Origin of the sequence: Roseibium sp. (assembly GCF_965216085.1) — a bacterium.
Classification (GTDB): Bacteria; Pseudomonadota; Alphaproteobacteria; order Rhizobiales; family Stappiaceae; genus Roseibium.
In genome coordinates this window covers 2,809,788-2,830,700 of record NZ_OZ244138.1, presented here as the reverse complement: position 1 = coordinate 2,830,700, position 20,913 = coordinate 2,809,788, and the positions used below count along the sequence as shown (strand labels likewise).

At 52.2% G+C, this 20,913-nt stretch carries 14 protein-coding genes; 10 read left to right on the top strand and 4 right to left on the bottom strand.

Annotation, left to right across the window (positions count from 1 at the left end; all coding sequences use genetic code 11):
• Positions 1 to 15: 15 nt before the first annotated feature.
• A complete protein-coding gene (locus ACOOFE_RS13390) occupies positions 16 to 1,680 on the bottom strand; it encodes an alpha/beta hydrolase (RefSeq protein WP_420415384.1) in 1,665 nt (554 codons plus the stop codon).
• A 404-nt stretch (positions 1,681 to 2,084) separates the two neighbouring features.
• Between ACOOFE_RS13390 and ACOOFE_RS13385 the strand changes: the two genes are divergently transcribed.
• The 5 genes from ACOOFE_RS13385 (at position 2,085) to ACOOFE_RS13365 (ending at position 7,526) form a co-directional block, all read left to right on the top strand.
• Positions 2,085 to 4,043 carry an EAL domain-containing protein gene (locus tag ACOOFE_RS13385; RefSeq protein ID WP_420415383.1) on the top strand — a complete coding sequence of 653 codons (1,959 nt, stop codon included), beginning with the start codon at positions 2,085 to 2,087 and terminating at the stop codon, positions 4,041 to 4,043.
• A 293-nt stretch (positions 4,044 to 4,336) separates the two neighbouring features.
• On the top strand, positions 4,337 to 4,849 hold the full coding sequence (locus ACOOFE_RS13380) for a tetratricopeptide repeat protein (protein WP_420415382.1): 513 nt from the start codon (positions 4,337 to 4,339) through the stop codon (positions 4,847 to 4,849).
• Between the two features lie 30 nt (positions 4,850 to 4,879).
• Positions 4,880 to 5,467: a hypothetical protein gene (locus tag ACOOFE_RS13375; RefSeq protein WP_420415381.1), complete on the top strand. Its 588-nt coding sequence runs from the start codon at positions 4,880 to 4,882 to the stop codon at positions 5,465 to 5,467.
• Between the two features lie 270 nt (positions 5,468 to 5,737).
• Complete coding sequence (locus tag ACOOFE_RS13370; protein WP_420415380.1) at positions 5,738 to 7,261, top strand: type II and III secretion system protein family protein; 1,524 nt, start codon at positions 5,738 to 5,740, stop codon at positions 7,259 to 7,261.
• Positions 7,236 to 7,526, top strand: coding sequence for a hypothetical protein (locus ACOOFE_RS13365; RefSeq protein ID WP_420415379.1), 291 nt, complete (start codon positions 7,236 to 7,238; stop codon positions 7,524 to 7,526). Before ACOOFE_RS13370 ends, ACOOFE_RS13365 begins: the two co-directional genes overlap by 26 nt.
• Before the next feature lie 196 nt (positions 7,527 to 7,722).
• Here the strand turns inward: ACOOFE_RS13365 and cpaB are convergent, their stop codons facing one another.
• Complete coding sequence (gene cpaB, locus ACOOFE_RS13360) at positions 7,723 to 8,493, bottom strand: Flp pilus assembly protein CpaB (RefSeq protein WP_420415378.1); 771 nt, start codon at positions 8,491 to 8,493, stop codon at positions 7,723 to 7,725.
• A 660-nt stretch (positions 8,494 to 9,153) separates the two neighbouring features.
• On the opposite strand from cpaB, the gene ACOOFE_RS13355 reads away from it, so the two are divergent.
• A complete protein-coding gene (locus tag ACOOFE_RS13355) occupies positions 9,154 to 10,575 on the top strand; it encodes an amidase family protein (RefSeq protein WP_420415377.1) in 1,422 nt (473 codons plus the stop codon).
• A 645-nt stretch (positions 10,576 to 11,220) separates the two neighbouring features.
• Here the strand turns inward: ACOOFE_RS13355 and ACOOFE_RS13350 are convergent.
• Together ACOOFE_RS13350 and ACOOFE_RS13345 are read right to left on the bottom strand one after the other, a co-directional pair.
• Complete coding sequence (locus ACOOFE_RS13350) at positions 11,221 to 12,897, bottom strand: sulfatase-like hydrolase/transferase (protein ID WP_420415376.1); 1,677 nt, start codon at positions 12,895 to 12,897, stop codon at positions 11,221 to 11,223.
• A gap of 354 nt (positions 12,898 to 13,251) precedes the next feature.
• The gene (locus tag ACOOFE_RS13345; protein ID WP_420415375.1) at positions 13,252 to 15,177 is read right to left on the bottom strand and encodes a DUF3604 domain-containing protein; all 1,926 of its coding nucleotides are present in this window, start codon (positions 15,175 to 15,177) and stop codon (positions 13,252 to 13,254) included.
• Between the two features lie 367 nt (positions 15,178 to 15,544).
• Here ACOOFE_RS13345 and ACOOFE_RS13340 point away from each other — a divergent pair, with 367 nt between their 5' ends.
• From ACOOFE_RS13340 to ACOOFE_RS13325, 4 genes are all read left to right on the top strand, one after another.
• Entirely contained in the window at positions 15,545 to 16,624 is a 1,080-nt protein-coding gene (locus ACOOFE_RS13340) for a hypothetical protein (protein ID WP_420415374.1), read from the top strand.
• Between the two features lie 31 nt (positions 16,625 to 16,655).
• The gene (locus ACOOFE_RS13335; protein ID WP_420415373.1) at positions 16,656 to 17,501 is read left to right on the top strand and encodes a peptidyl-prolyl cis-trans isomerase; all 846 of its coding nucleotides are present in this window, start codon (positions 16,656 to 16,658) and stop codon (positions 17,499 to 17,501) included.
• 158 nt (positions 17,502 to 17,659) lie between these two features.
• Positions 17,660 to 18,511: a HupE/UreJ family protein gene (locus ACOOFE_RS13330; protein WP_420415372.1), complete on the top strand. Its 852-nt coding sequence runs from the start codon at positions 17,660 to 17,662 to the stop codon at positions 18,509 to 18,511.
• 186 nt (positions 18,512 to 18,697) lie between these two features.
• Entirely contained in the window at positions 18,698 to 19,849 is a 1,152-nt protein-coding gene (locus ACOOFE_RS13325; protein ID WP_420415371.1) for an amidohydrolase, read from the top strand.
• Positions 19,850 to 20,913: the final 1,064 nt, after the last annotated feature.

The window sequence follows — 20,913 nt, the reverse complement described above, 5'->3', positions numbered from 1 at the left end:
ATTTAGGTCTTCCACCTAGCGAGGTGGTGAACGCCTCTCAAAGATGTCTTTCAATGTATCAGCCCGCTGCTTGGTCCAGCCATCCGGCCTCACAACAGCGGCCCAGGCGTCGATATAGTCGGGTGCGATATAGTCATGTCCGAACCGGGGCACACCGAGCGCAAACATGGAATCAAGCGCCAGCTGCAGCATGGTTACAACCGGAAACCATTTTAGATCCGGCGAGACATCCGGTGCCCGCGGCGGGCTGAGCCAAGCCGGTTCGAATATGGCACTGTCATAGGTGTAGTTGACGATCGGATCGCTGCCGTAATTGAGGAAAACGATCCGGATAGGACCCCAAGGCGTGTAATCGCCGTCAAGTCCGCCAAACTGGTCCATGACCCGGATCAGCGATCCGTTGCCATAGGTCGGACGCCAATCCGGGCTATCGGGATTGCGATTGTCACGGACCTCTGCCCAATACTTTGAGAAAAACGGAGATCCTGCCCACATGGCGCCCTGGATGGGATCACCGAGCATGTCGAGCAGGGGGATGGTCGCTTGTGAGTTAAAAGCCCCCTGGCTTAACCCATGAACATAGAATTCTGGCCTTTGATCTTTCGGCAACTTGGTCCAGTAGTCATAGATAGTCTCAAACAAGGCGCCAGCTTGATCGACGCCATAGTCCGGGTGGGCAAGCAGGGCGAGAAAACTGGTGAGATAGGAGTATTGAACCGCAACGGTTGCAACATCCCCACCCAGCATAAAGTCGATCGTGTCGTGGGCACCAGGATCCATCCAACCTGTGCCGGTCGGAACGGTCACAATGAGGGTTGATCGATCAAACCCGCCGGCCCTGATCAACTCGTCCAAAGCAAGCTGCGCCCGTTGTTTTGCAGTTTCGGCCGACAGGCGGCCAACATAAACGCGGACCGGTTCCATAGCCTGATTGGGCGAAAACTCAGAAATCTCGGCGGCGGTTGGGGCCGTGGCGACGAATTGCCGGCCACGGCGGCCAATTTCATCCCATCTGACAAGAGAGTCAGCACTGCCGGACTTCATTGGGTCGGTCGGCTTGGTAATATCCGGCTCAAGCAGGAGATCGGCTGCCATGAAAGAGGCATCGGCTGCTCTGAAAGCATTGCGGATCAAGGCCCCGTCGACCAGCGCCCAAAACAGCCAGCCCACGAGCGCAATCGAAACAACGATGCCAATCCGCTCCGGAACCACTCTGGTGAGCAGGGCTTCAATCCGTCGGCGCAAGATCCCGAGCAACCGAAACACTACCCATAAAACAAGAAAAACAGCGCTCCCTACAGCTAGGATGAAAAGGGGGGCACCGGTTTCCAGAGGCGGGAGACCGACCGCCTCCCGGGTCGCGTTTTGCCAATTTGCGGCTTTCGACAAGGAATAAATCAATATCCCAGCGCTAACCACCAGGCCTGAAATCGTCCAGGCGCGCTGCAGCCTTCCGGAGAGCTGAGGGATTTCCATATACCGCCAAACTGTCCGCACCAACAGCGCGGTTTCATACCCAAGGCTCGAAACAATACCTGAGAGTAGGCTCTGAATGATTGGATCGCGGGGCATCAAAGACGGCGTCAAAGAAGCGCCGAATGTCGCCACAGCAACGACCAATGAAAAAGCAGATAAATTGCCAAGGATCCAATTGGGCAAACTGTGGGGAGTTCGAAACATTGATGTCTCCGGAAGTTCGGAACAAAATTGGCCGGAAGCCTAACTGAGCATTATCCGTGGCAAGTTTTCCAGTCGACCTTTCAAGTTACAACAGAAAAAGCAGGATCTAGGCTGTTTGGACGAATTGGAGATGTCTTTCGCCCTTTATCTCACGAAGGACGTCTCCAATTCGGCTACACGGCCTAGGATTCAGCGGCAGTTAACCTGCCTGTAGAATAGTGAAGCCAGCAGCAGGTTTGGGCGGGAAATTGTCAGGGCGCTTATAAAGACACCGAACAAGCGGGAAGCCGGTTCCAGCGGGACACAGGGGTTTCAAAGCGGTTACCTCACGCAACGTGGTAGACTGGAAAGCCCAGAGGTTTGCTCCTGTTGGTAGCTGATCTGAAGACTAGGCAGTATTGCAGATGTATCGATCCGACCTCCGCCGTTATGTTTTGCCTGCGGTGTTCTTCGCGCTAAGTCTTGCCCTTGCAGTCAATACCGTACTTTTGATTGAACAACGCCAGGATACCGAAACCAAGGATCAGGCGCTTCATGAAATCATTGAGGCCTCGGCTCGTCTTGATACTATCCGCTTAGAAAATCAACTGATGACACTGTTGAAACAGCCTGGAACCGAAAAACAAGCTTCGGTAAAAAGGGCTTTGGCTGTGTTCCTCAATGAACTCGGTACATGGCACATCAACCCTGTATTGAGTTCAGAGCCAGAAACAGACTTCATAAAAAGCCGCTTAACTGAAGCAAAAATCAGAGCCCGAAAAACTCAGAATTTGATCGCAGATCTCGATGATCCCAGATCTGTGGAACATGCTTTGGAGGCGGTCAATCATATTGGTGTGATGGTCAATCAAGTTCGGCAGATGACCAGCAACCGGATTGCCGCTGTTTGGCAAAAAAGTGCAAACGATCTTAAGTTTCGGCAGAATATTCAGTCATCTATTATAGCAGCACTGCTTGCAACCGCTCTGGTTTGGATCATTTCCCTCCACCGGCGGGTTTATTCACTTGGAACTGAAAAAATACAGGCGGGGTCAAAAGCGGTTGAGGGTGATGCCCAACTCCGCCGCGATCCGGCAACTGGATTAATCACACAGTCGGAATTGATCGGCAAAGTCCGGGAGCTCAAATCCGAACTAACGGACAAACAAGAGATACACATCGTCAATTTGGCAATCATTATTCCCTGGACCGGTGGCGGCTCGGAGAACGCATCAATTCGCGATTCCATATTGGCGACAGTGGCTGATCGGATCCAAAACTTGGTAAGCCTGAACCTCAAGTCCGGGTATTGTGCCCGAGCTACTGGGAACAGCTTCTTCGTCGCTCTGGTTCATGAGATTGGCAGCGAGGCAGCTCCTTTTGAATTTGTGCATCGGCTGCGGCGTTTGATCCATCAGCCCATCGTGGTCAAGACGGGTTCTTATCCGGTGACGAGTATTGCCGGAATTGCACCGTTTGATCCGGAGGAACGGGATCCGGGCGTGTCTTTTCAGAACGCTGAACTCACTGTTGCCGAGGAAATTCAGACGGGCCGCAGACATGTCGGAGTATACGCTCCGGCCCTTCGGGCTAGTTCGGAAAGGCGTTTGGGCATTGAGCAAGCGTTGTTGCAGGCCTTGGACCAGGAAGATTGCCTACCTCACTTTCAGCCGCAGTTCGATCTGACAAATGGCAAAATTACCGGAGTTGAGGCGCTGGCACGCTGGTATCATCCAGACCTTGGCTGGATAGCGCCGGCTGAAATTATTCCAATTGCCGAAAACAATGGACTGATCATTCCGCTGGAACGGAAAATCTTGGAGACGGCCTGCGCGCAAGTCCAATTGTTGCCGGGCGAACTGGACCTTGCGGTCAACTTGTCGGTTGCACATCTCTTGAATGACGATGTGCCAACCATGGTCGAGGATTGCCTTACCGCATCAGGATTTCCGGCAAGCCGATTGAAACTGGAAATCCCGGCAGGCAATCTTCCGGCAGCTTTCGATCATGTTCGAGATGTTCTCGATGATTTGAGAAAGTTGGATGTGAAATTATCGCTCGACAATTTCGGCACTCCCTCCGCAACATTGTCCGGGGTTCTGCAATACCAATGGGATGAGGTCAAAATCGACACCGCTCTCACCGGGATCAGCGGAGACGGGCAAGTCGGCCACGAATTGATGTCCATGGCGCTGACATCTGTGCGCGCTCTTGGGTCACGTCCATTGATTGAGGGAATTGAAACGATCGATCAACGGGACATGCTGACGTCCCTTGGCTGCCAAACAGGGCAGGGGTATCTGTTTGGGGGGCCCATGGCGATCGACGATTTAAAAGCTTTGTTCTTCTCTGGCAAACCAAACATCACCCAGTTGATGATTTGAATTCAGACAGATAGCCGACACTCCATTAGTAACCGATATGACCTCACCGATTGGTGCCCCTACCGACTGAAACCAATTGAAATTTGGTGCCAGCGGAATGAGGATTGGTGCGCGCGCTTTGCGTCCTAAATGACCGATTTCTCCCAGTCCGTGCCAATTCGATTAAAAACACGAATTACAGTTAAATGGATTTTAAACAAAACAAACAAATAATACTTATGGGATGGGGGTATTGTATTAAGTTACAGTGCAAAAATTACTGTCAATTATCCCAGGTGTAAGGAAATATTGGCATGCGTACCGCCAGCAAAACCTGTTTGTATTTTGTCTCCTTTGCGGTGTTAGCAGCCTGCCAATCTGCCGAGTTCTCGGATCTGTCCACATTTGGCGATCGTGCGTCGACGGTCAACGACCTGTCTAAGACGGCGTATTATAAAAATGACGAGCTTTTGACGGCTGCAAAAACGCAATTCAAATCCAAGAATTATGGCAAGGCCTACAGCTATTATAAGCGCGCGATCGAAGCATTCCCGAAAGATCCTGCAGTTTGGCTAGGCTACGCTGCCTCCGCGGACATGATTGGCCGCCGGGACAATGCGGATCGCGGATACAAGATGCTGTCCACCATGATTCCCAACCGGCCCGAATATCTGAACAATGTGGGCTATTCCCATTTGCTGCGCGGAAACCTGGTGGCGGCCCGTAGATACTTTCTAAAAGCCTACGAAATCGATCCGGCCAACCAAACCACGGCAAACAACCTCGAGCTGCTGCGCAACAGTGGGGCTTTTGCAAAACGCAGTTAGCACAGACGTCTCAAAACGGTGTAGATCAGAATGACCAAGACCAGAAACGATTTCCGGGTAATTCCTGGCAGTGGGCCGGTTACTGAAGAAAGACCCACTGAGAGATTTCCGCGCAGGCCTGCGCGTACGGGTGTGCGCCGGCAAATACAAACTTTGATCGTGCTGAATGCAGTCGCCTTAATCGCAATTTTGTTGCTCTTACCAACCTTGGCGTATCTGCTGATCGCGCCAGCCGGTCAGAGGCCAGCGGCTGCTTCGATGGACTATGAGCGCATTGAAGCGATCGTCGGACCATTGGAAAAACGCATCGCAAAGATGGAACAGCGTGTCGTCCTCATTCAAGCGGATGTTGGGCTGATGATGGCGAACCTAGAGCAGGGCAGCATAAACAACCAGCCAGCGTTTAGCGTCAAACAGAGTTCGCAATTTCGGGCTGGGTCTGCAAATTCCGAAGGACTGTTCGTTCCGAACCTTCATGCGCCATTGAACAACAAATTTGTTTCCACATCGAACACCTCTATCAATTCGGCTTCTGCGCAGTCACAGTCTGCAAGTGCTAAGAGCATTTTCCGCCGTATCGTGACCCCGGACGGCCAGGTGCGGTACGAAAAACGATGATCATTGCCTGATTCATCTGCAGAGCAAGGGCGAGTCGGCATAGTCGTGCTAGATCTAACAACTGAACCGCAGGACAGTCTGGTCAAAGAGACATCAGAATAGTTGCGCGTTCTTAGTAAATTCAACCAGATAAATTGCAAAAAACATAAAAGTATATCGCAGATATTGTCGATAAATAGACAATTCTGACAATATTTCAACTATCATTCTAGATTATTGTTTAACAATATAAAAAGAATAACAGACCAATAATCGCTTACTGGCCAATTGATGGGTGAATTCAACTTGGGAATTGCTGTTTTGTGCAAGCGACAAAAAACTTCAAGTTTGCGATCGGTAGCTTGCCTGATCGTCGGGGCGGCTCTCTTGTTTGGACCGATGAACAACAATGCCTTTGCTCAAGACAATGGCCTATCAATCGTCTTTGATAGCGGTAATATTTCAAAACTGAGATTGCCTCCAGGTACGACGCGGACCGTTAAAACCAACCGGGCGTTTTCTGATCTTGTTGTTGGAGATCCGGAAGTCGCGGACATTGTCCCCTTGTCCGAGCATTCACTCTATATTCAAGGGAAAGCGCCGGGTCTCACCAACATATCGATATATGACGCCTCCAAATCACTGCTTGGTGTGATTGAGGTAAAGGTTCAATTGGATTTTGCTGATGTGGCTGCCGCTGTTCGGGCCGTAGCTCCAAGTTCCAATGTCCAGGTGTCCAATGTTGCGAACCGGATACGTTTGAGCGGAACGGTGAATGACGCCGCTGAATTGACCAGGGTGCTTGAGGTCGCGCAGCAATTCTCCAAAGAGCCACTCATCAATGCTATGGGTGTTAATAGCCCGCAGCAAATTGCCCTTGAAGTGCGCGTTCTAGAAGCCAGCAGGTCCATTGGCCGTGATCTCGGTGTTAATTGGATTGGCCGTTCAAGCAATGGCAATGTCAGTACTTCCGGATCACGGGTTCAAACGGGCGTAGACGAGGACACAGGCGGGCTTATCTCTGTCCTTGGAGCTGGAGCGAGTGCGACGCAGGGCGGAGCGTTACCGTTTGGGACTTTCATCGCCAAAATTCTGGAAACGTCAGGTTTTCGTCTGGATACCCTGATCGATGCGCTTGAAGGAAAAGGCCTCGTCCGCCGCCTGGCGCAACCAAATCTGACCACTATGAGCGGCGAAGCCGCAAGGTTTCACGTCGGCGGCGAAGTGCCAATTCAAACTGCAATCACCACCGGGGCGAGCGTGGCAACCCAAACCGACTACCGCGCCTTCGGGGTCCGGCTGGAGTTTGTGCCAACCGTGCTTGATGGCAGCCGGGTGAACCTGCGCGTGATGACGGAAGTCAGTGACATCGACAACAGCATCAATGTGAACGGAAATCCGGGGTTCACTTCACGGCGGGCAGAAACTGTCATTGAGTTGCATGCCGGTCAGAGCTTTTCGATGGCAGGCTTGCTGGAAACGGTCAATCAGAACGACATACAGCAGCTCCCGTGGCTCGGAAATGTCCCGGTGCTTGGCACCTTGTTCAGATCCACCAGCTTCCAAAAGCGGGAAACAGACTTGGTGATAGTTGTAACTCCGCGCCTTGTACGGCCCGCGCGGCCGGATGAACCCCTCGCATCCCCACTCGACAAAACCCGGCCGACAAATGACGTTGAACTGTTTGCGCTCGGTTTGCTGGAGGTCGATAAGGATATGATCCGCAAGTTCAGGGATGGCGAAGGTTTAATCGGCCCGTATGGTCATATCGTTGATCTGGATTTCCCAAATGACTATGTCGCTTCGAAAAATTAGCCTGTTGGCAGCCGCCGCAACGGCCATTCAATTGTCTGCATGCGCGGATCATATGGCCCACAAAGACGGCGTGACATTTGGCGCCGGCAGTGCTGTGGAAGCCAATATCGGCATTCATACAGTGGACCCGTTCCCCCGGGCTGCCTATCGAACCCAAATGGTACGCGACGGCAAATCCGTGGTGAAAGCTCAGGAACGCTATTTAGAACCCGGCGATCCTGATATTGACGCCTCCGCGGCTGACAATGGGCTGAAACTAGACTAACGATCCAATCAGAACCTCTCCAATTGTGCCGGTGAGACCGGTTGGCGTGTTCCGGGCAATCTCCAGCAGGCACCATAGAACATCCAACATTATCGCCCCGAAAACAAAAAGAGCGCTTCACGGTGTTAACGTGAAGCGCTCTTTTTTGTCAGTGTAACTTGGACCGCGGCAATAGCCGGGCATGAAGCACCTTGTGTTACTGCAGCAGGTGCCCGCTGGTATTCGATACCGTCCAACGGCCGGCGTGAACTTGAACAAATTGCACGTTGCGTTTTAGGCTTGGTTCTTGAGGCGAGGCGTCCATTGAATCTTCGGCGCTGCGCAAGACAAGTGCGATGGAACCAACCTGCTGAGCCCGTGCAATTACCTCTGACTGCGCCAGCGAGAGTTCCAAAGTCGCGGTCCGTTTTGGTGACAGGTTTTTCCAGTTACCATCTCCCGCGGTTGCGCTGTCAATCGCCAGAACACGGATGTTCTCAAGGATAGCTTCGCTGAAGGCGTTTTTCTTTTCCATCCGGCGAGTCAGGATGACGTCCACTTTGTCCCCGGGCAGGATAAATCCGCCGGCGGCCGTTTCTTGTTCAACCGCTACCGCGATGGCGCGTTTCCCCTTTGGCAAAAGGGCAGCCATGTATCCCTTGTCAGTTTTAATGAACCGTTCTGCCCGGATCGGTTCACCTTTGAACACCTTGCTGCGGGCAATCCGGCCTTGATAGGTTTCTTTTGCTTTGGGAGAAGTTTGATAGGTCAGGGCGCCTGCGGGGACGGTTTCTTCCGGCCAATTCACCCAAGCAATGTTTGCCGCTGCAAGTTTTCCGCCGAGACCGATATCCTGATTGGCCACCAGGACTTTTGTCACGACTGGCTCGCGCTCAACAATGACAGTTTCTTTTTCCCCGGCAAACTGGAATGCCAGATATCCGGAGCCGATTGCTACTGCTAACACCGCCAAACGAAGCATAAACATGATGACATTCCAATTCCAGTTGATGTGGCTTCATCATACCGGAAATAAAGTATTAAAAGAATCGGAGAATCGAATAACGCTAGGGTATCTGAAAAAATACTAAACAAGTGTACTGCGGATGGTGTTTCTATTGTATTATTATTAGATTATATTGATTGAATAATTTTAAGATAATTTTATATATCGTCATATCAGGAGAATATGCAGATTTTATACGGGTTATTTCTTGCGAAATTGTTGATCCATTCAAAGAAAACTACACATTTCGGACGAAAAAGTTGTTCTGGCGGCAATATCCTCATGTTGGATTTGGAACTGAATGGGATTGAAAGCTAAGGCTTTTGACGAGGGTAACCCAGTATGTGCCCAATAGCGAAGGTGCCATGCCGGTCCCGTCTTTCGCAGAAATTAAGGCGATATATTTGCCGCACAAATGACAGGAATAGATCGTCTCATTCAGCTTAAGGACCTCGGCTTTTTCGACGTTTGAGTAAGCGGTTTTATCCATGCGACGCGATTGGGACGGTGGTTTGTCTGCTCCCTGAAGACCGTGCACCTACGGTGTTGTTTCAAACCGCTGGTTTCACTACAAATTGGCAACAACAACCAATTTCCAACCGCTCAGTTTGGAAAATCCGGTGCAAGTAGGGGCCCTGACGTATGGCAGGAAAACCAATCTGGCAATTGAGCGCAAGCGAACTCGTCGAGCGACTTGCGGAACAGCAGATATCGGCTGAAGCTGCAGTGACCGCCACGGTTGATCGTATGCGCGCCACAAATGGTCATCTCAATGCTGTCGTTGATGATCTGGGTGATGAAGCGATTGAACAGGCGCGCACTCTTGATGCCACTTTCAACAAATCCGGACTTGTTGGACCGCTTCATGGTGTGCCGGTTACTATTAAGGTCAATGTCGACCAGAAAGGCAAAGCAACCACGAATGGCGTCAAGGCATTTGCCGATGTTATTGCGCCGGACGATGCGCCGTTTGTCAAAAACCTGACCAACGCAGGGGGCATCGTTATTGGCCGGACGAATACACCGGAATTTTCTTTCCGTGCCACGACAACAAATGACCTTTACGGTCGTACCTTCAATCCCTGGAACGATTGGGCCTCTTCTGGCGGGTCGTCCGGAGGTGCCTCATCCGCCGTCATGAGCGGCATGGGGCCGATCGCCCATGGAAATGACATCGGCGGTTCACTTCGATTTCCATCTGCTGCGACGGGTGCAGTCACGGTCAAACCGGGGCTTGGGCGGACTCCGGCCTGGAACCCATCACAAAGATCCGAGCGCGGCATGCTTGCGCAGTTGATGTCGGTGCAAGGGGTCATTTGCCGCGAGGTCCGCGATGTGCGCCTCGCTATGCGGTCAGCCGTTTCCTATGATCCGCACGATCCCTGGCAGGCACCCGTGCCCTTTGACGGACCCGCTTTGGAGGCGCCGATCCGCGTCGCCTTTACAAAAAACACCTATCAGTTTGAAGCCCACCCGGCTGTTACAAAGGCTCTGGAAACGGCGCGAGATTGCCTGATGGACGCTGGGTATGAGGTCGTTGAGGTGGAAACACCAGACATTGGCGAGATCGGTGAAGCAGGTTACCGGGCTTTGATGGGCGAGGTCAATGTCTTGATGCTGGACGATGTCCGCAAATACGGCAGCACCGAAATCAACCGGATGTTTGATGAGTATTTTGAGCTTTTTCCGCCTTTCGAGGGGGATGAACTCCTGCGCCAAATGGCAAGACGATCCAGTTATATACGCGAATGGAATCTGTTGCTGGAACGCTATCCACTCGTCCTGACACCCTTTCTTCCGTCACCGACCTATGCCTGGAACCGGGATGCCGAAGGCAAGGACGGCGTCATGGCCGTGCTTGGATGCGGGATCTGGTCCTTTGCCATGAATTACATGGGATTTCCGGCCGGGATTGTTTCTTCCGGCATCCATGACGAAATGCCGGTCGCTGTGCAAGTTGTAGGCCGGCGGTTCCGTGAAGACATGATCCTCGACGCACTTGAAAGCGTTGAAACCCGGGTTGGGGTTATGGCCAAAAAACTGTTTGAGCGCGGATCTGGCTGAAGAGGGATCTTTCTGTCCTCTTTGGCAACCGGCCCGGGGCGGCCTTGCACATTTTAATGTATGCACTGGATCCGGCCGTCCAGTCTCGATATGAACAATTTGAATGAGATGAAAGCGGCAACTTCCAAAAAATACTGGTTGGCTTCTCAATTTTAGCTTAGGCCGCAACCAAACGAAATTATTGAGTGTTTTGAAACACTTCGAAGTATCCCCACACCAACTCCAGAATAGCCAGTCGGCTTCCAAAGGGTGCCTATAGACGAAACAGGTGAGGGGCGAGGTGGTGCGTTTGGATTTTTTGTTCATTGGAGCCAACAAACCTGTTTGCCCCGAACGCCTACTACGCGCCCCGATCTCGGACATAGGTAAGCCAAGTTGGACAGCCAAAAAGCTGCTGTTCGCAACGGCTCGTCAAAGACACATCAGGACGGGAAGTGTGAATTCGTTGCGACGGCAACCAATGACGGCAGTGCGGACCTTTCGGGCCACTTACCAAATAGTAATCATGGCCGCAGGGCGGCATTTGTCGTGCCTACGCTTTCTGTCTTTCTGGACCTTCGCTACAAATGCGAAGAGCAAAAACTCGGGCTATCCGGTCTGAGTCTGAGCGAGACCGCAAATCAACACCGCGCCGAAAAGCCACGCTTACTCATAGGCCCCAATTTGCCGCTTCCAGGTCAGCCATTCCTCACGCATGGCGACGGTCTCAGGTCGCAGGTTGTCTATCCCGCTGTAGGGCGTATCGACAGCTGCTGGTAAGTCCGGGTACCGCTTTTTCCAAGCCATATGGCGCTCCAGAATCCGTTCTATAGGAGATGCGGCCCATGCTCCGACCGGGGTCGCTACAGGGTATTTTTCTCCCTGATCACGAAGCAGATCGTAGAACGGTGCGACAACCAGGTTGGAGCCAGCAGACGAAAGATCCAGTTTGAAATGCTCTTTGACCAAAGCAGCTAGTTTGAACGATTGGTAGATAAAGACATGATCGCGCCGACCTTTGCCTTCCCCAAGCAGCAGCATCGAGGTTTGATCAACACCGTCTATGACCCTGTCAGTGGGCAAATGGTCCAATCCGCCGGCGATACGGGCAAGCGTTGTAAACAGGTCCGCTACGTGGATCATATCTCCGACATAGCTGTCAGCTTCGATGGCGGCGGGCCACCGGATGAACGCGTCAACTCGAACGCCGCCTTCAGTCGCATCTCCTTTTCCGCCCCGATAAATCATTGGCGAATAGCCTGAGTACGGCGCATATTTCGTGAAGTTGCCATTGTCGCCCATGATGATCACAATGGTGTTGTCTGCCTTTCCGCTCTCTTCCAAGCGCTCAAGAATATCGCCTATCCAAGCGTCGACCTTTTGCATCGATTCCGTCTGAAACCCGCCGTTGGGCGAGGTGAACTGGCTAACGTCAGGTCTGGTGAAGGTTAACGGCAAGAGCGGCCAGTATTGGAGGAAGAACGGCTCGTCCTGTGCCACCAGCGCATCGAGTTGCTCAAGTGCCTGTCGCTGGTACCGCTCGTTCATTTCAAGGTACTTGGCTTGGGTCCATTCTTCACCGGGTTGCAGATCAACTTCTTTAGCGGAGCCTCCGGTGACTGCTTCCAGCCCAGTCACCATCGTGCCCGGTACCGGACGGAAACTGCGGTCAAGCACCCATTTGTCATCGAATTGAGTATAGTCCAAACCTATGGTCTGGTTGGCTTCGTGAGAGTCCCGCGAGAAAAGCGCCAGTTGCGCTTGTTGATGCACCGGGAAAGCGGCATAGTCGAAGCCTTGATTGTGCGGAAAGCTTTCTGAGATATCGCCGATATGCCATTTGCCGACATGCGAGGTGTTATATCCCTCGGCCTTAAGCACTTCGGCAAGGGTTATCTCCTCGGCCGCCATTCCGAACCCATCCATTGCGACCGAGGTCTTGGCCATACCAAGCCGGTAGGGCTGCCGCCCGGTCATAAAGGCGACACGGGTCAGTGTGCAGGACGGTTCCGTATACATGCGCATCAACCGGAGCCCGTCTTCGGCAAAGTCATTGATGTTCGGCGTCTCGTAGCCGCACACGTAGTTCAGGTATGGTGTGCCGATCTCGCCAAAGCCGATGTCATCGATCAGGATGTAGAGGATGTTGGGCGGCGCGCCGCCGTTCGCCTCGCGTAGTTCGGCAAGCCGGGCATCAACGGCCGCGTCGTCTGTCGCCCAAGTTTCCGCATGCTGTCGCTCAAGCACATAGTACTCAGCGTCATGTACTATTTCGGCTGGCTGTGCCCAGGCAATTGCGGGAAAAAGGGTCAGAGCAACCAGCGTCTTCAACGGAAACTTCATTGTGGCCTCCCAAACACGGCAGGGCATTTGACCCTTTGTCGCCGCTAGCGAGGGTACCAACGGGCAACGCGTTGGCAAATGATTTCTATCAATGGAGCCTTGGGATGATAGTTTGGCTGGTCGCTCAATTCCAAGAGAAGACGCGGACAGATCTCGCAGGTAAGGCTTGGATTACATCCGAGTTTCGAATTCGGCGCACCGCACCATAAGTCTGGGATGGGCTATTTTCGGGCATTCGCGGCACTCGTCCCGAACGACCGCATTGGGCCGTTAGCGACCGCCCCGGGAGCTACTTTAGGTCCTGCCGTGGTAACTCGGAGGCCATTTCATGAATAGCCTCCAAGGCATTCTGAGTTAGCCCTTAGGGGTGTACCAAATTGGTGATGAATAGGCTCGTTCCTGATGCGTCAGCTTTGCATCTTCCGGCAAGTCAATGCCGTAACGAACCTTGTCGTAGACAACCCACCGCGGTGTCGGAATCTCCAAAACCCGCACATAATAAAAGGCGCGCTCAGCTGGATCGAAATCCGGATCTGACCAGATCGTTGCCAATTCTGATGTGCCGATTGTATTTGACCAGCTTGCTGTTTCCAGATCCACGGTGTTGCCCACAGCCGGGACAATCCCGTCAGAGCCGGCAACCCGGTCACCGGACCAGGCAACGTCATAGACTTTTTCGTTCAACTTTCCGTCAGCATCGAGCCAGCCCTTGACCACCTGGATGCGATCAAGATTGGCGCCAATTGGGTCGCGCAATGCATAAATCATGAAGTTTGGCGCGCCATCACCTTCACGCGGGCGAAGATCGCCGCCCATTGGAACTCCTTTTGAGTATCCGGTTTCGGCTGGCATGCGGGAGCGCAAATCATCATCGATGAATTCCCAACCACCAAAGAACCGCAGCCCGATGCGCGGACCCGTCGTGGCATAGGTTTCGCGCCGCTTGAAGGCGTCAAAGATCGCAGCCCGTGTGTTGTCAGTTGCCCAGACCGCAGTGTATCCGGACGCCACCAGCAGATGACCTGGTATCTCGCCCAGATTGCTTTTAACAAACGGATGTTGAATTCGTGTCGGCGAGGGCTCGACACTGACTGACTTGGAGAAAAAGTTCTCTTCTTCCGCGGTGGCCAGCGCGGTGTGGCTGTCTGTGGCGCCCCCCATGCCAAACTTATAAGGGTTCACACCGAATTTTTCTTCCAACATCAATCCGCGCTTCAGCGCTTCGCGTGCATATTCACCGGCCAACATTTCTTGAGTTTTTAGCTGGGTTAGATCCAGATTGCCGACATCCCAGTTTTCATAGTCTGCATAAGCATCTTCCGGACTAAGCGCTGGGTGGGCTTCACCGTCGCCTTTAATCTGGGTGACCTCGTAGTGGGGCTCCCATTTGGCACGGCGCTCGACGTAATTCTGATCGACCTTTCTACCATGATAAGTGTCATCCGTTGGGAACATCCAGCCATTTGACAGATTGCCGTTATGAGCAAAGGCAACGGCCCGCCCACCGGTTTTTTCCTGATACATTTCCAGCCACTTATAGAGGCTTTCCGGGTTTGTATCGCCATATGGAGGTTGTGTGACCGGTGGCACGACCTGTTTGGCCCTGACCGGACCGTCGCGCAACATGACATTGCGGTGCAGATTGAACCCCTTGGGGACGGACGTCCATTCAAAACCGATAAAGGCTGTAAAATTGCCGGGATCATTGTGGCGCTCGGCCGCATCGACAATGTGCTCCCAGGTAAATGCAAAGGCATCCGCGCCGGGACTGTAGGATTTCAAGAGCAGTTCCGGGAGCGTCATCTGAGAGAAGTTCGTGATCAGGTCAAAGGCTGCTTTGCCTGCTTCTGCTCCGCCTTTAGAGTAACCTTCATACCACTCACGCCCCTTCGGATCGGCCAGAACTCTCGGTTTGCCAGCCTGAAGATCCGGTGCAAAGCCCATGAGGTCTGTGTGATCAGTCAAGACCATCCAATCGAGCGGGCGCGCCAAGCGGACAGGCTGGCCAGTCGATGAGACCACTTGCTCGCCCTTAGCAAAACGCCAAGCCGTGTCGGGAAGCAAAGTATTCCCAAAGGCCCCGGCGTCCAACGATAAGCCGGTGTGGAGATGTGTGTCCCCCCATAGTGGTCGTTCCGGAATGGTTCGGTTGGCATAAGGCGAAAAAGGCGCCGCCTTGAACGTACCTTCTGCGGCTTCTTCACTTGGCACGCCGTCATTTGCCAATGCTGTTCCGGCAAGGAGCGCTAAGGAAACGGCTGGGAGCAAAATAAACTTCATCTCATTTTCCTTAGATTTCTGTTCTGAATGACAAAGAACCATTCAGCTCCATCACATGCCCACCACGGAAATCTTCAGGGACGATCCTGAATTTTCAAGCCACCAAGAAGCACGATTTTGCGCATCTTTGAGGCCGGGGTATCAATTCTTCATTGAAGCGTCTTTTATGGCTTCCATCTATGAGCGTAAGTCCCCAGTGAATGGTTGTCCATGGCAGGAATGAACCGTGTTTTTTTCCTTTTGAACAAGAACCTCAGTTCTTTGAATTCCGCTATTCGGTTGTGCTTAGGTTTTCATTGGCTAGCGTAGTACGATACCCATGAGGTTGGTTCTTGGTGTTAATTGAACTCCAAAGGCGATGTATCAAATGACAGCCCAGCACGAGATCAGGCTGAAAACGGTTATGCGTCAAGCCGGTTCAATTGCGATCCTGGTTTTATTGATCATGGTGATTACACGCTCAGCATTGGCGTGTTCTTTCCATACTTATAAGCCAGCCATAACACTGGTGGACAGGATACTGGAAAGCCAGACCCTGGTTCTCGCCCGGCAGAGCAAGGAGACAGCCTTCCGGTTCCGAATAACCAGTATACTCCAGGGCGACGTAAAAGATCCGGAGATACCGTTCCTAGTTGACAGCACCACGCGTCATCGACTTGAAAAAAATGCTCATGACAGCATTTTGTTTGCTCTCGACGGAAAAGGAAACTGGAGATTTCTGTCTTACATTGACGTGGATCGGAAACGCCTTTTGGACATGGTTTTGCAACGGGCCGGGATGTGGCGCAGTCAGACACACCATCCAGACCGGCTCGAAAAGCTCTCCATTTACCTCAATCACAGCAATCAGGACCTTCACAATCTGGCGTTGCAAGAGATAGATCGCGTCCCGTACGAAACACTCAGTGCACTCAAAGTTTCAGTGCCGGTAGAGAGGCTTTTGACATCTCTCAAATCGGCTAGGGACTATCAATATGAGCCAATCAACACCTTACTTTTGGGATTGTCCCGGACGCCTGAAGCTGGCCCATACCTTCGGCAGCAGATTGCCCGAATGCGTCAAAACTTACCAATCCGCAGTCTTGGCGCTGTTGCGACTGCCTTGATAGAAGTCGAGAGGGAGCAGGGGATCCAGCATCTCAACAGGCTATTTCTGGTGGACCGCAATCAGCCAATGGACAAGGTTGAAACGGTTGTGCAGGCCATGGCAATTCATAGCAAACTTGGTTCTCATCAACTCCGCCGCACCATTGATGAAACATTGGTCGGCTTTGTGAGGCGTCGTCCAGTCGGTGCCGGTGCTGTTGCTCGGCAGTTCTCAGCATACCAGAATTGGTTCATTGGACCGCAGCTAGAGGCCATCCTAGAATCCGGGACACAATTGACACCTGCAACTCGGTTGCAAGTCGCCATCTACATCGCCCAATCCAAAGCCAGCCGAAAATAGCTGCCTAACAAAGTGAACTCTCTGAGCAGTCATGTTTTTCAAGAAAATTATAAATCAACCTTTGTTTCATTTTCTCCTCATCGGCATAGCCATTTTCGCTTTCTACTCTGCTGTTCGGGATAAGAATCCTGAATTGCCCGTTGCGACGATTGTGGTCAGCGAAAAGGATCTGGAACGGTTGTCCTTGGGTTTCCAATCCGTCTGGCGCAGAGCTCCAAATGAGACCGAATTGAAACAACTGGTCGATGCCCACATCAAAGAAGAGGTCCTTGTGCGCGAGGCTTTGGCTTTGTCGCTTGATCAGAATGATACGGTTATCCGTCGCCGGCTGCGCCAAAAAATAAATTTCCTGACCAGATCCGCAGCTGCGGGCCTCACGCCATCAGATCAAGAACTTAAGGCGTATTTCGAGATCAATGCCGAGAAGTACCAGACGGAACCTTCGTCAAGTTTTGAACAAGTGTATCTGGGAGAAACTGCGAGCCAGGACGATGTCACTCGGGCTCAAGCCGCTCTTGGTGAGGGCGCTGATCCGCTGTCAGTGGGGAAAGCGATCATGCTTCCCAAGCGATTGCCGCTGACGACTGGCGCTTTGGTGGATCGCACATTTGGGCAAGGCTTTTTTGATCGCATTGGGACGCTACAATCTGGGTCTTGGAAGGGGCCGGTTCAATCGGGATATGGCATGCATCTGGTCCGTGTTACCAAATATGAAGCCGCTGACTTGCCAGACCTTGAAACCATACGTGAGCAGTTGGTGCAGGACTGGCGAGAAGACCAGTTCATTGCATTTGCCGAAGCGCAGTACCAGCGCCTGCTAGCCCAATATACAATTACATATCCAGAAGAAGGATTGATTGGAGACGCATCAGAATGAAGCGTCTCTTTTTCTGCTTGTTTATATTGTTGTCTGGTTCAATCGGCGCTCCGCAAGTACACGGACACGCTCTACAACCCGGATACCTGGAGCTCCAGTATGTAGATGGAGACCAATGGCGGGTTCTATGGCGAAAGCCGGATGTTCGCGGACGTCCAATGGCGATCGGTACTGACCTTCCGGAGAATTGTGATCGGAGGTCTGCGCCGGATCCAGAATTCGATGGCACTGCCTGGGTTGTACAATGGGTAACGGTATGTCCGGGAGGACTTGCCGGTGGTATTGTGGCGATCCCAGGGCTTGATGCAACCCAGACTGATGTCCTCGTCCGGTTTGAACTTGCTGCGGATAAAAGCGCAACCCAACGGCTGACGCCAGGCCTGCCGTCGTTTGTCATTCCAGCCGATCCCGGATTCTTCGAAATTCTCCGCAGCTATTTTGCACTCGGTGTCGATCACATCCTGGAAGGGCTCGATCATCTTCTTTTTGTTTTTGCGCTTTTGCTGCTGATCCGGGAGAAATGGAAGCTTGTCGGGGCCGTGACCGCCTTCACCATAGCGCACAGCATTACAATGGCGATATCAACGCTGGGTATCGTCACGCTGCCCGGGCCGCCGGTGGAAGCTGTGATCGCCCTGTCTATCATGTTCCTGGCATCAGAGTTGCTGCAAAGAAACAATGATGAAGATCGTCTGACGGAAAAATTTCCTTGGATCGTGTCGTTTTCTTTTGGACTGCTGCACGGGTTCGGCTTTGCCGGTGCGCTCGCTGAAATCGGCCTTCCGGACGACGATGTACCTTTGGCGCTCCTGTCTTTCAATCTGGGAGTGGAAGCAGGGCAATTGCTGTTTATCGCATGTATCTTGGTGACTGCTGCGCTTCTAAAGATGTTTATGCCGGCGCTAATACGTGCGATGCGCACGCCAGGACATATCGGATCGACAAGCGTTGCTTATGGAATTGGCGGCCTATCTGCGTTTTGGTTCGTTGAACGGATCGCGGGGTTCTAGGAACCTTGCTGGCTGGTTTTCTTCCCACACCTGAGCTTTAACAACGAGTAGTGCAATTCCACAGCCAGCAAACCTGGAGAATAGGCAAACCCACTCGATTGACCGCCTCCAACACTTCTGTTGCCTGTAACGTGATGATAATGCAGTAAAACAGACTGCAAATTTGAAGTTAAACGCGTGGTTAGCATGCTTACAAATCATGATCAGATTGAACTGACAGCATTTCGTCGGGCGCTTCATCAGCACCCCGAACTTTCCGGTGAGGAGTTCGAAACCGCAAAAAAGATAACAGCGGCACTTGGACAACTTTCACCAACAAAAGTTCTGTCAGGACTTGGTGGTCATGGTGTTGCCGCGGTGTTCGACAGTGGCGTCGAGGGGCCAACCGTACTGTTTCGCGCCGAACTCGACGCGTTACCGATAGAAGAGCAAAATGAGATCGAGTGGTCCTCTGTGATAAAAGGCAAAAGTCACGTCTGCGGCCATGATGGTCACATGACGATGTTGCTTGGCCTTGGACGAGTGATTTCACGCGCTCCGGTTGCGAAGGGACGGGTCGTTCTCCTGTTCCAGCCTGCAGAAGAAGACGGCTCAGGGGCTCGGGCGGTGGTTGCCGATCCAAGATTTGAAGAACTGCGCGCAGATTGGGCATTCGCCATACACAACGAACCGGGGCGTCCGTTCGGTCACGTTTCCACCCGCCCGGGCTTGATCAATTGCGCATCGCTTGGATTGATGATCACCCTTACCGGCAAGACGGCCCATGCAGCTGACCCTCAAGATGGGATCTCTCCGATGCGTACTGTAGCGGAGTTGATGCCTTCACTAGAGGACTTGAGCAATGATGGCCTGCTGGAAGACGACTTTCAGCTTGTGACTGTGACACATGCTCTGTTGGGCGAACCGACGTTTGGCGTAGCTCCAGGCGAGGCCAAGATTTACGCGACATTGCGCACAACCCGTGATGATCATTTGGAGGACCTTGAAGTTGCCGCGCGCAACCTTGCAACTTCGATGGCAGATAGGAACGGCTTGGGCGTTGCATTCGGTATCTATGATAAGTTTGCCGCGTCGATCAATGATGCCGAGGCGCATGCAGTTGCCGTCGCGGCTATGAATGCCATTGGGGTCAAGAATGATGATGTCGGGGTCCCCATGAGAGCATCTGAAGATTTTGGCGTTTTTGGTTGGGATGCCAAGGCCGCCATGTTGTGTCTGGGACCCGGAGAAGACTATGCCGCGTTACACAATCCTGACTTTGATTTTCCGGATGATCTAATTCCAATCGGCTGCGCCATCTTCGAGCGTATTGCACGTGATCTTTTGGGAACGGCGTGACGCTCAGGGACTATCAGGCTGTCATCGCCAAGTGTTCACTAGTCGGATGTCTCGAGACGGCTCTGGATCGTTCGTCGCTGCTGGTAAGTGACAAGCCAATTGTAAAGGTTGTCTTAAGTCAAGCAAGGCATCAGAAGAAGCCGATAGATGAGGCAATTCAGCGCGTTGCGGTACGCGGAACAACAGTTAAAGTGGTGAAGACGTTTGTATTGAGTGTTTGATTCAAGATGGTTGTCTGAGGAGGAGCCCATGAAATTGCTCATAACTGCCGCGACATTGCTGATCCTCTCCACTATTTCCGCGTCCGCACAGATTGAATACTGCCCCGATGGTTTAGGAAAAATCAGAATGGGTAGGCTGACTGACGGCCGGTTCACTTGGTTCTATGACATGCAAAGGCTTGAGTGTTCAAATACCTGGTCTGTCTATCAGGTTTGTCCATCCTGCAACAATGGTCGGGGCCGCAATGAGTTAAGCAATTTCAACATTGAGCGCATTGGAAATGACGTCATAATCTCTACCGAGACCTGCACAATCAATGCAAAATTTGCAGAGGCTGCGTTGCATACAATAATTGGCGATCACTCGTGCGGCTGTTGCGGTGGAACATTTGAATCTTTACATCAAGTGCCAGTTCTTTATCGACGGCCAGACTAAAAGCTGGGGGTCTGTACTCCGGTCCCGCTTTTCCTAGTATCTGCGATTGACACATTCGGAGCTGATATAGTGTTTTTTTCGCCGGCTCTCGTATTTTTGGGTATTGGATACATCTGGGGAAGGTTCAATCCAAACAGAGCGCCCTTCAGCCGGCTGGGTTTGGTTCTTGGAAGTATAACGACCTCCATTTCCGCCATTTACCTGATGGCAAACCTACTTTTGGCTGTATTAGGTCCAAGCGGCAAACCCGGCGGATAGTTTGGAGTTCTTGCAATTTTCATCGTTCTAAGTTTCGCCTACTTTCCGATTTCCATCGTCATACTTGTTCATGCTGGTTGTTTTTTAGGGATGCGATCGAAATTGAAAAAAATCCGACCAAGCGAAACTTAACGGTCTGGCCTGCAAAT

What these genes read in the sequence shown, in the direction of transcription:
- ACOOFE_RS13390 (WP_420415384.1), bottom strand. Translation starts at nt 1,680, where the DNA reads ATGTTTCGAACTCCCCACAGTTTGCCCAATTGGATCCTTGGCAATTTA.
- ACOOFE_RS13385 (WP_420415383.1), top strand. Translation starts at nt 2,085, where the DNA reads ATGTATCGATCCGACCTCCGCCGTTATGTTTTGCCTGCGGTGTTCTTC.
- ACOOFE_RS13380 (WP_420415382.1), top strand. Translation starts at nt 4,337, where the DNA reads ATGCGTACCGCCAGCAAAACCTGTTTGTATTTTGTCTCCTTTGCGGTG.
- ACOOFE_RS13375 (WP_420415381.1), top strand. Translation starts at nt 4,880, where the DNA reads ATGACCAAGACCAGAAACGATTTCCGGGTAATTCCTGGCAGTGGGCCG.
- ACOOFE_RS13370 (WP_420415380.1), top strand. Translation starts at nt 5,738, where the DNA reads ATGGGTGAATTCAACTTGGGAATTGCTGTTTTGTGCAAGCGACAAAAA.
- ACOOFE_RS13365 (WP_420415379.1), top strand. Translation starts at nt 7,236, where the DNA reads ATGACTATGTCGCTTCGAAAAATTAGCCTGTTGGCAGCCGCCGCAACG.
- cpaB (WP_420415378.1), bottom strand. Translation starts at nt 8,493, where the DNA reads ATGTTTATGCTTCGTTTGGCGGTGTTAGCAGTAGCAATCGGCTCCGGA.
- ACOOFE_RS13355 (WP_420415377.1), top strand. Translation starts at nt 9,154, where the DNA reads ATGGCAGGAAAACCAATCTGGCAATTGAGCGCAAGCGAACTCGTCGAG.
- ACOOFE_RS13350 (WP_420415376.1), bottom strand. Translation starts at nt 12,897, where the DNA reads ATGAAGTTTCCGTTGAAGACGCTGGTTGCTCTGACCCTTTTTCCCGCA.
- ACOOFE_RS13345 (WP_420415375.1), bottom strand. Translation starts at nt 15,177, where the DNA reads ATGAAGTTTATTTTGCTCCCAGCCGTTTCCTTAGCGCTCCTTGCCGGA.
- ACOOFE_RS13340 (WP_420415374.1), top strand. Translation starts at nt 15,545, where the DNA reads ATGACAGCCCAGCACGAGATCAGGCTGAAAACGGTTATGCGTCAAGCC.
- ACOOFE_RS13335 (WP_420415373.1), top strand. Translation starts at nt 16,656, where the DNA reads ATGTTTTTCAAGAAAATTATAAATCAACCTTTGTTTCATTTTCTCCTC.
- ACOOFE_RS13330 (WP_420415372.1), top strand. Translation starts at nt 17,660, where the DNA reads ATGGCGATCGGTACTGACCTTCCGGAGAATTGTGATCGGAGGTCTGCG.
- ACOOFE_RS13325 (WP_420415371.1), top strand. Translation starts at nt 18,698, where the DNA reads ATGCTTACAAATCATGATCAGATTGAACTGACAGCATTTCGTCGGGCG.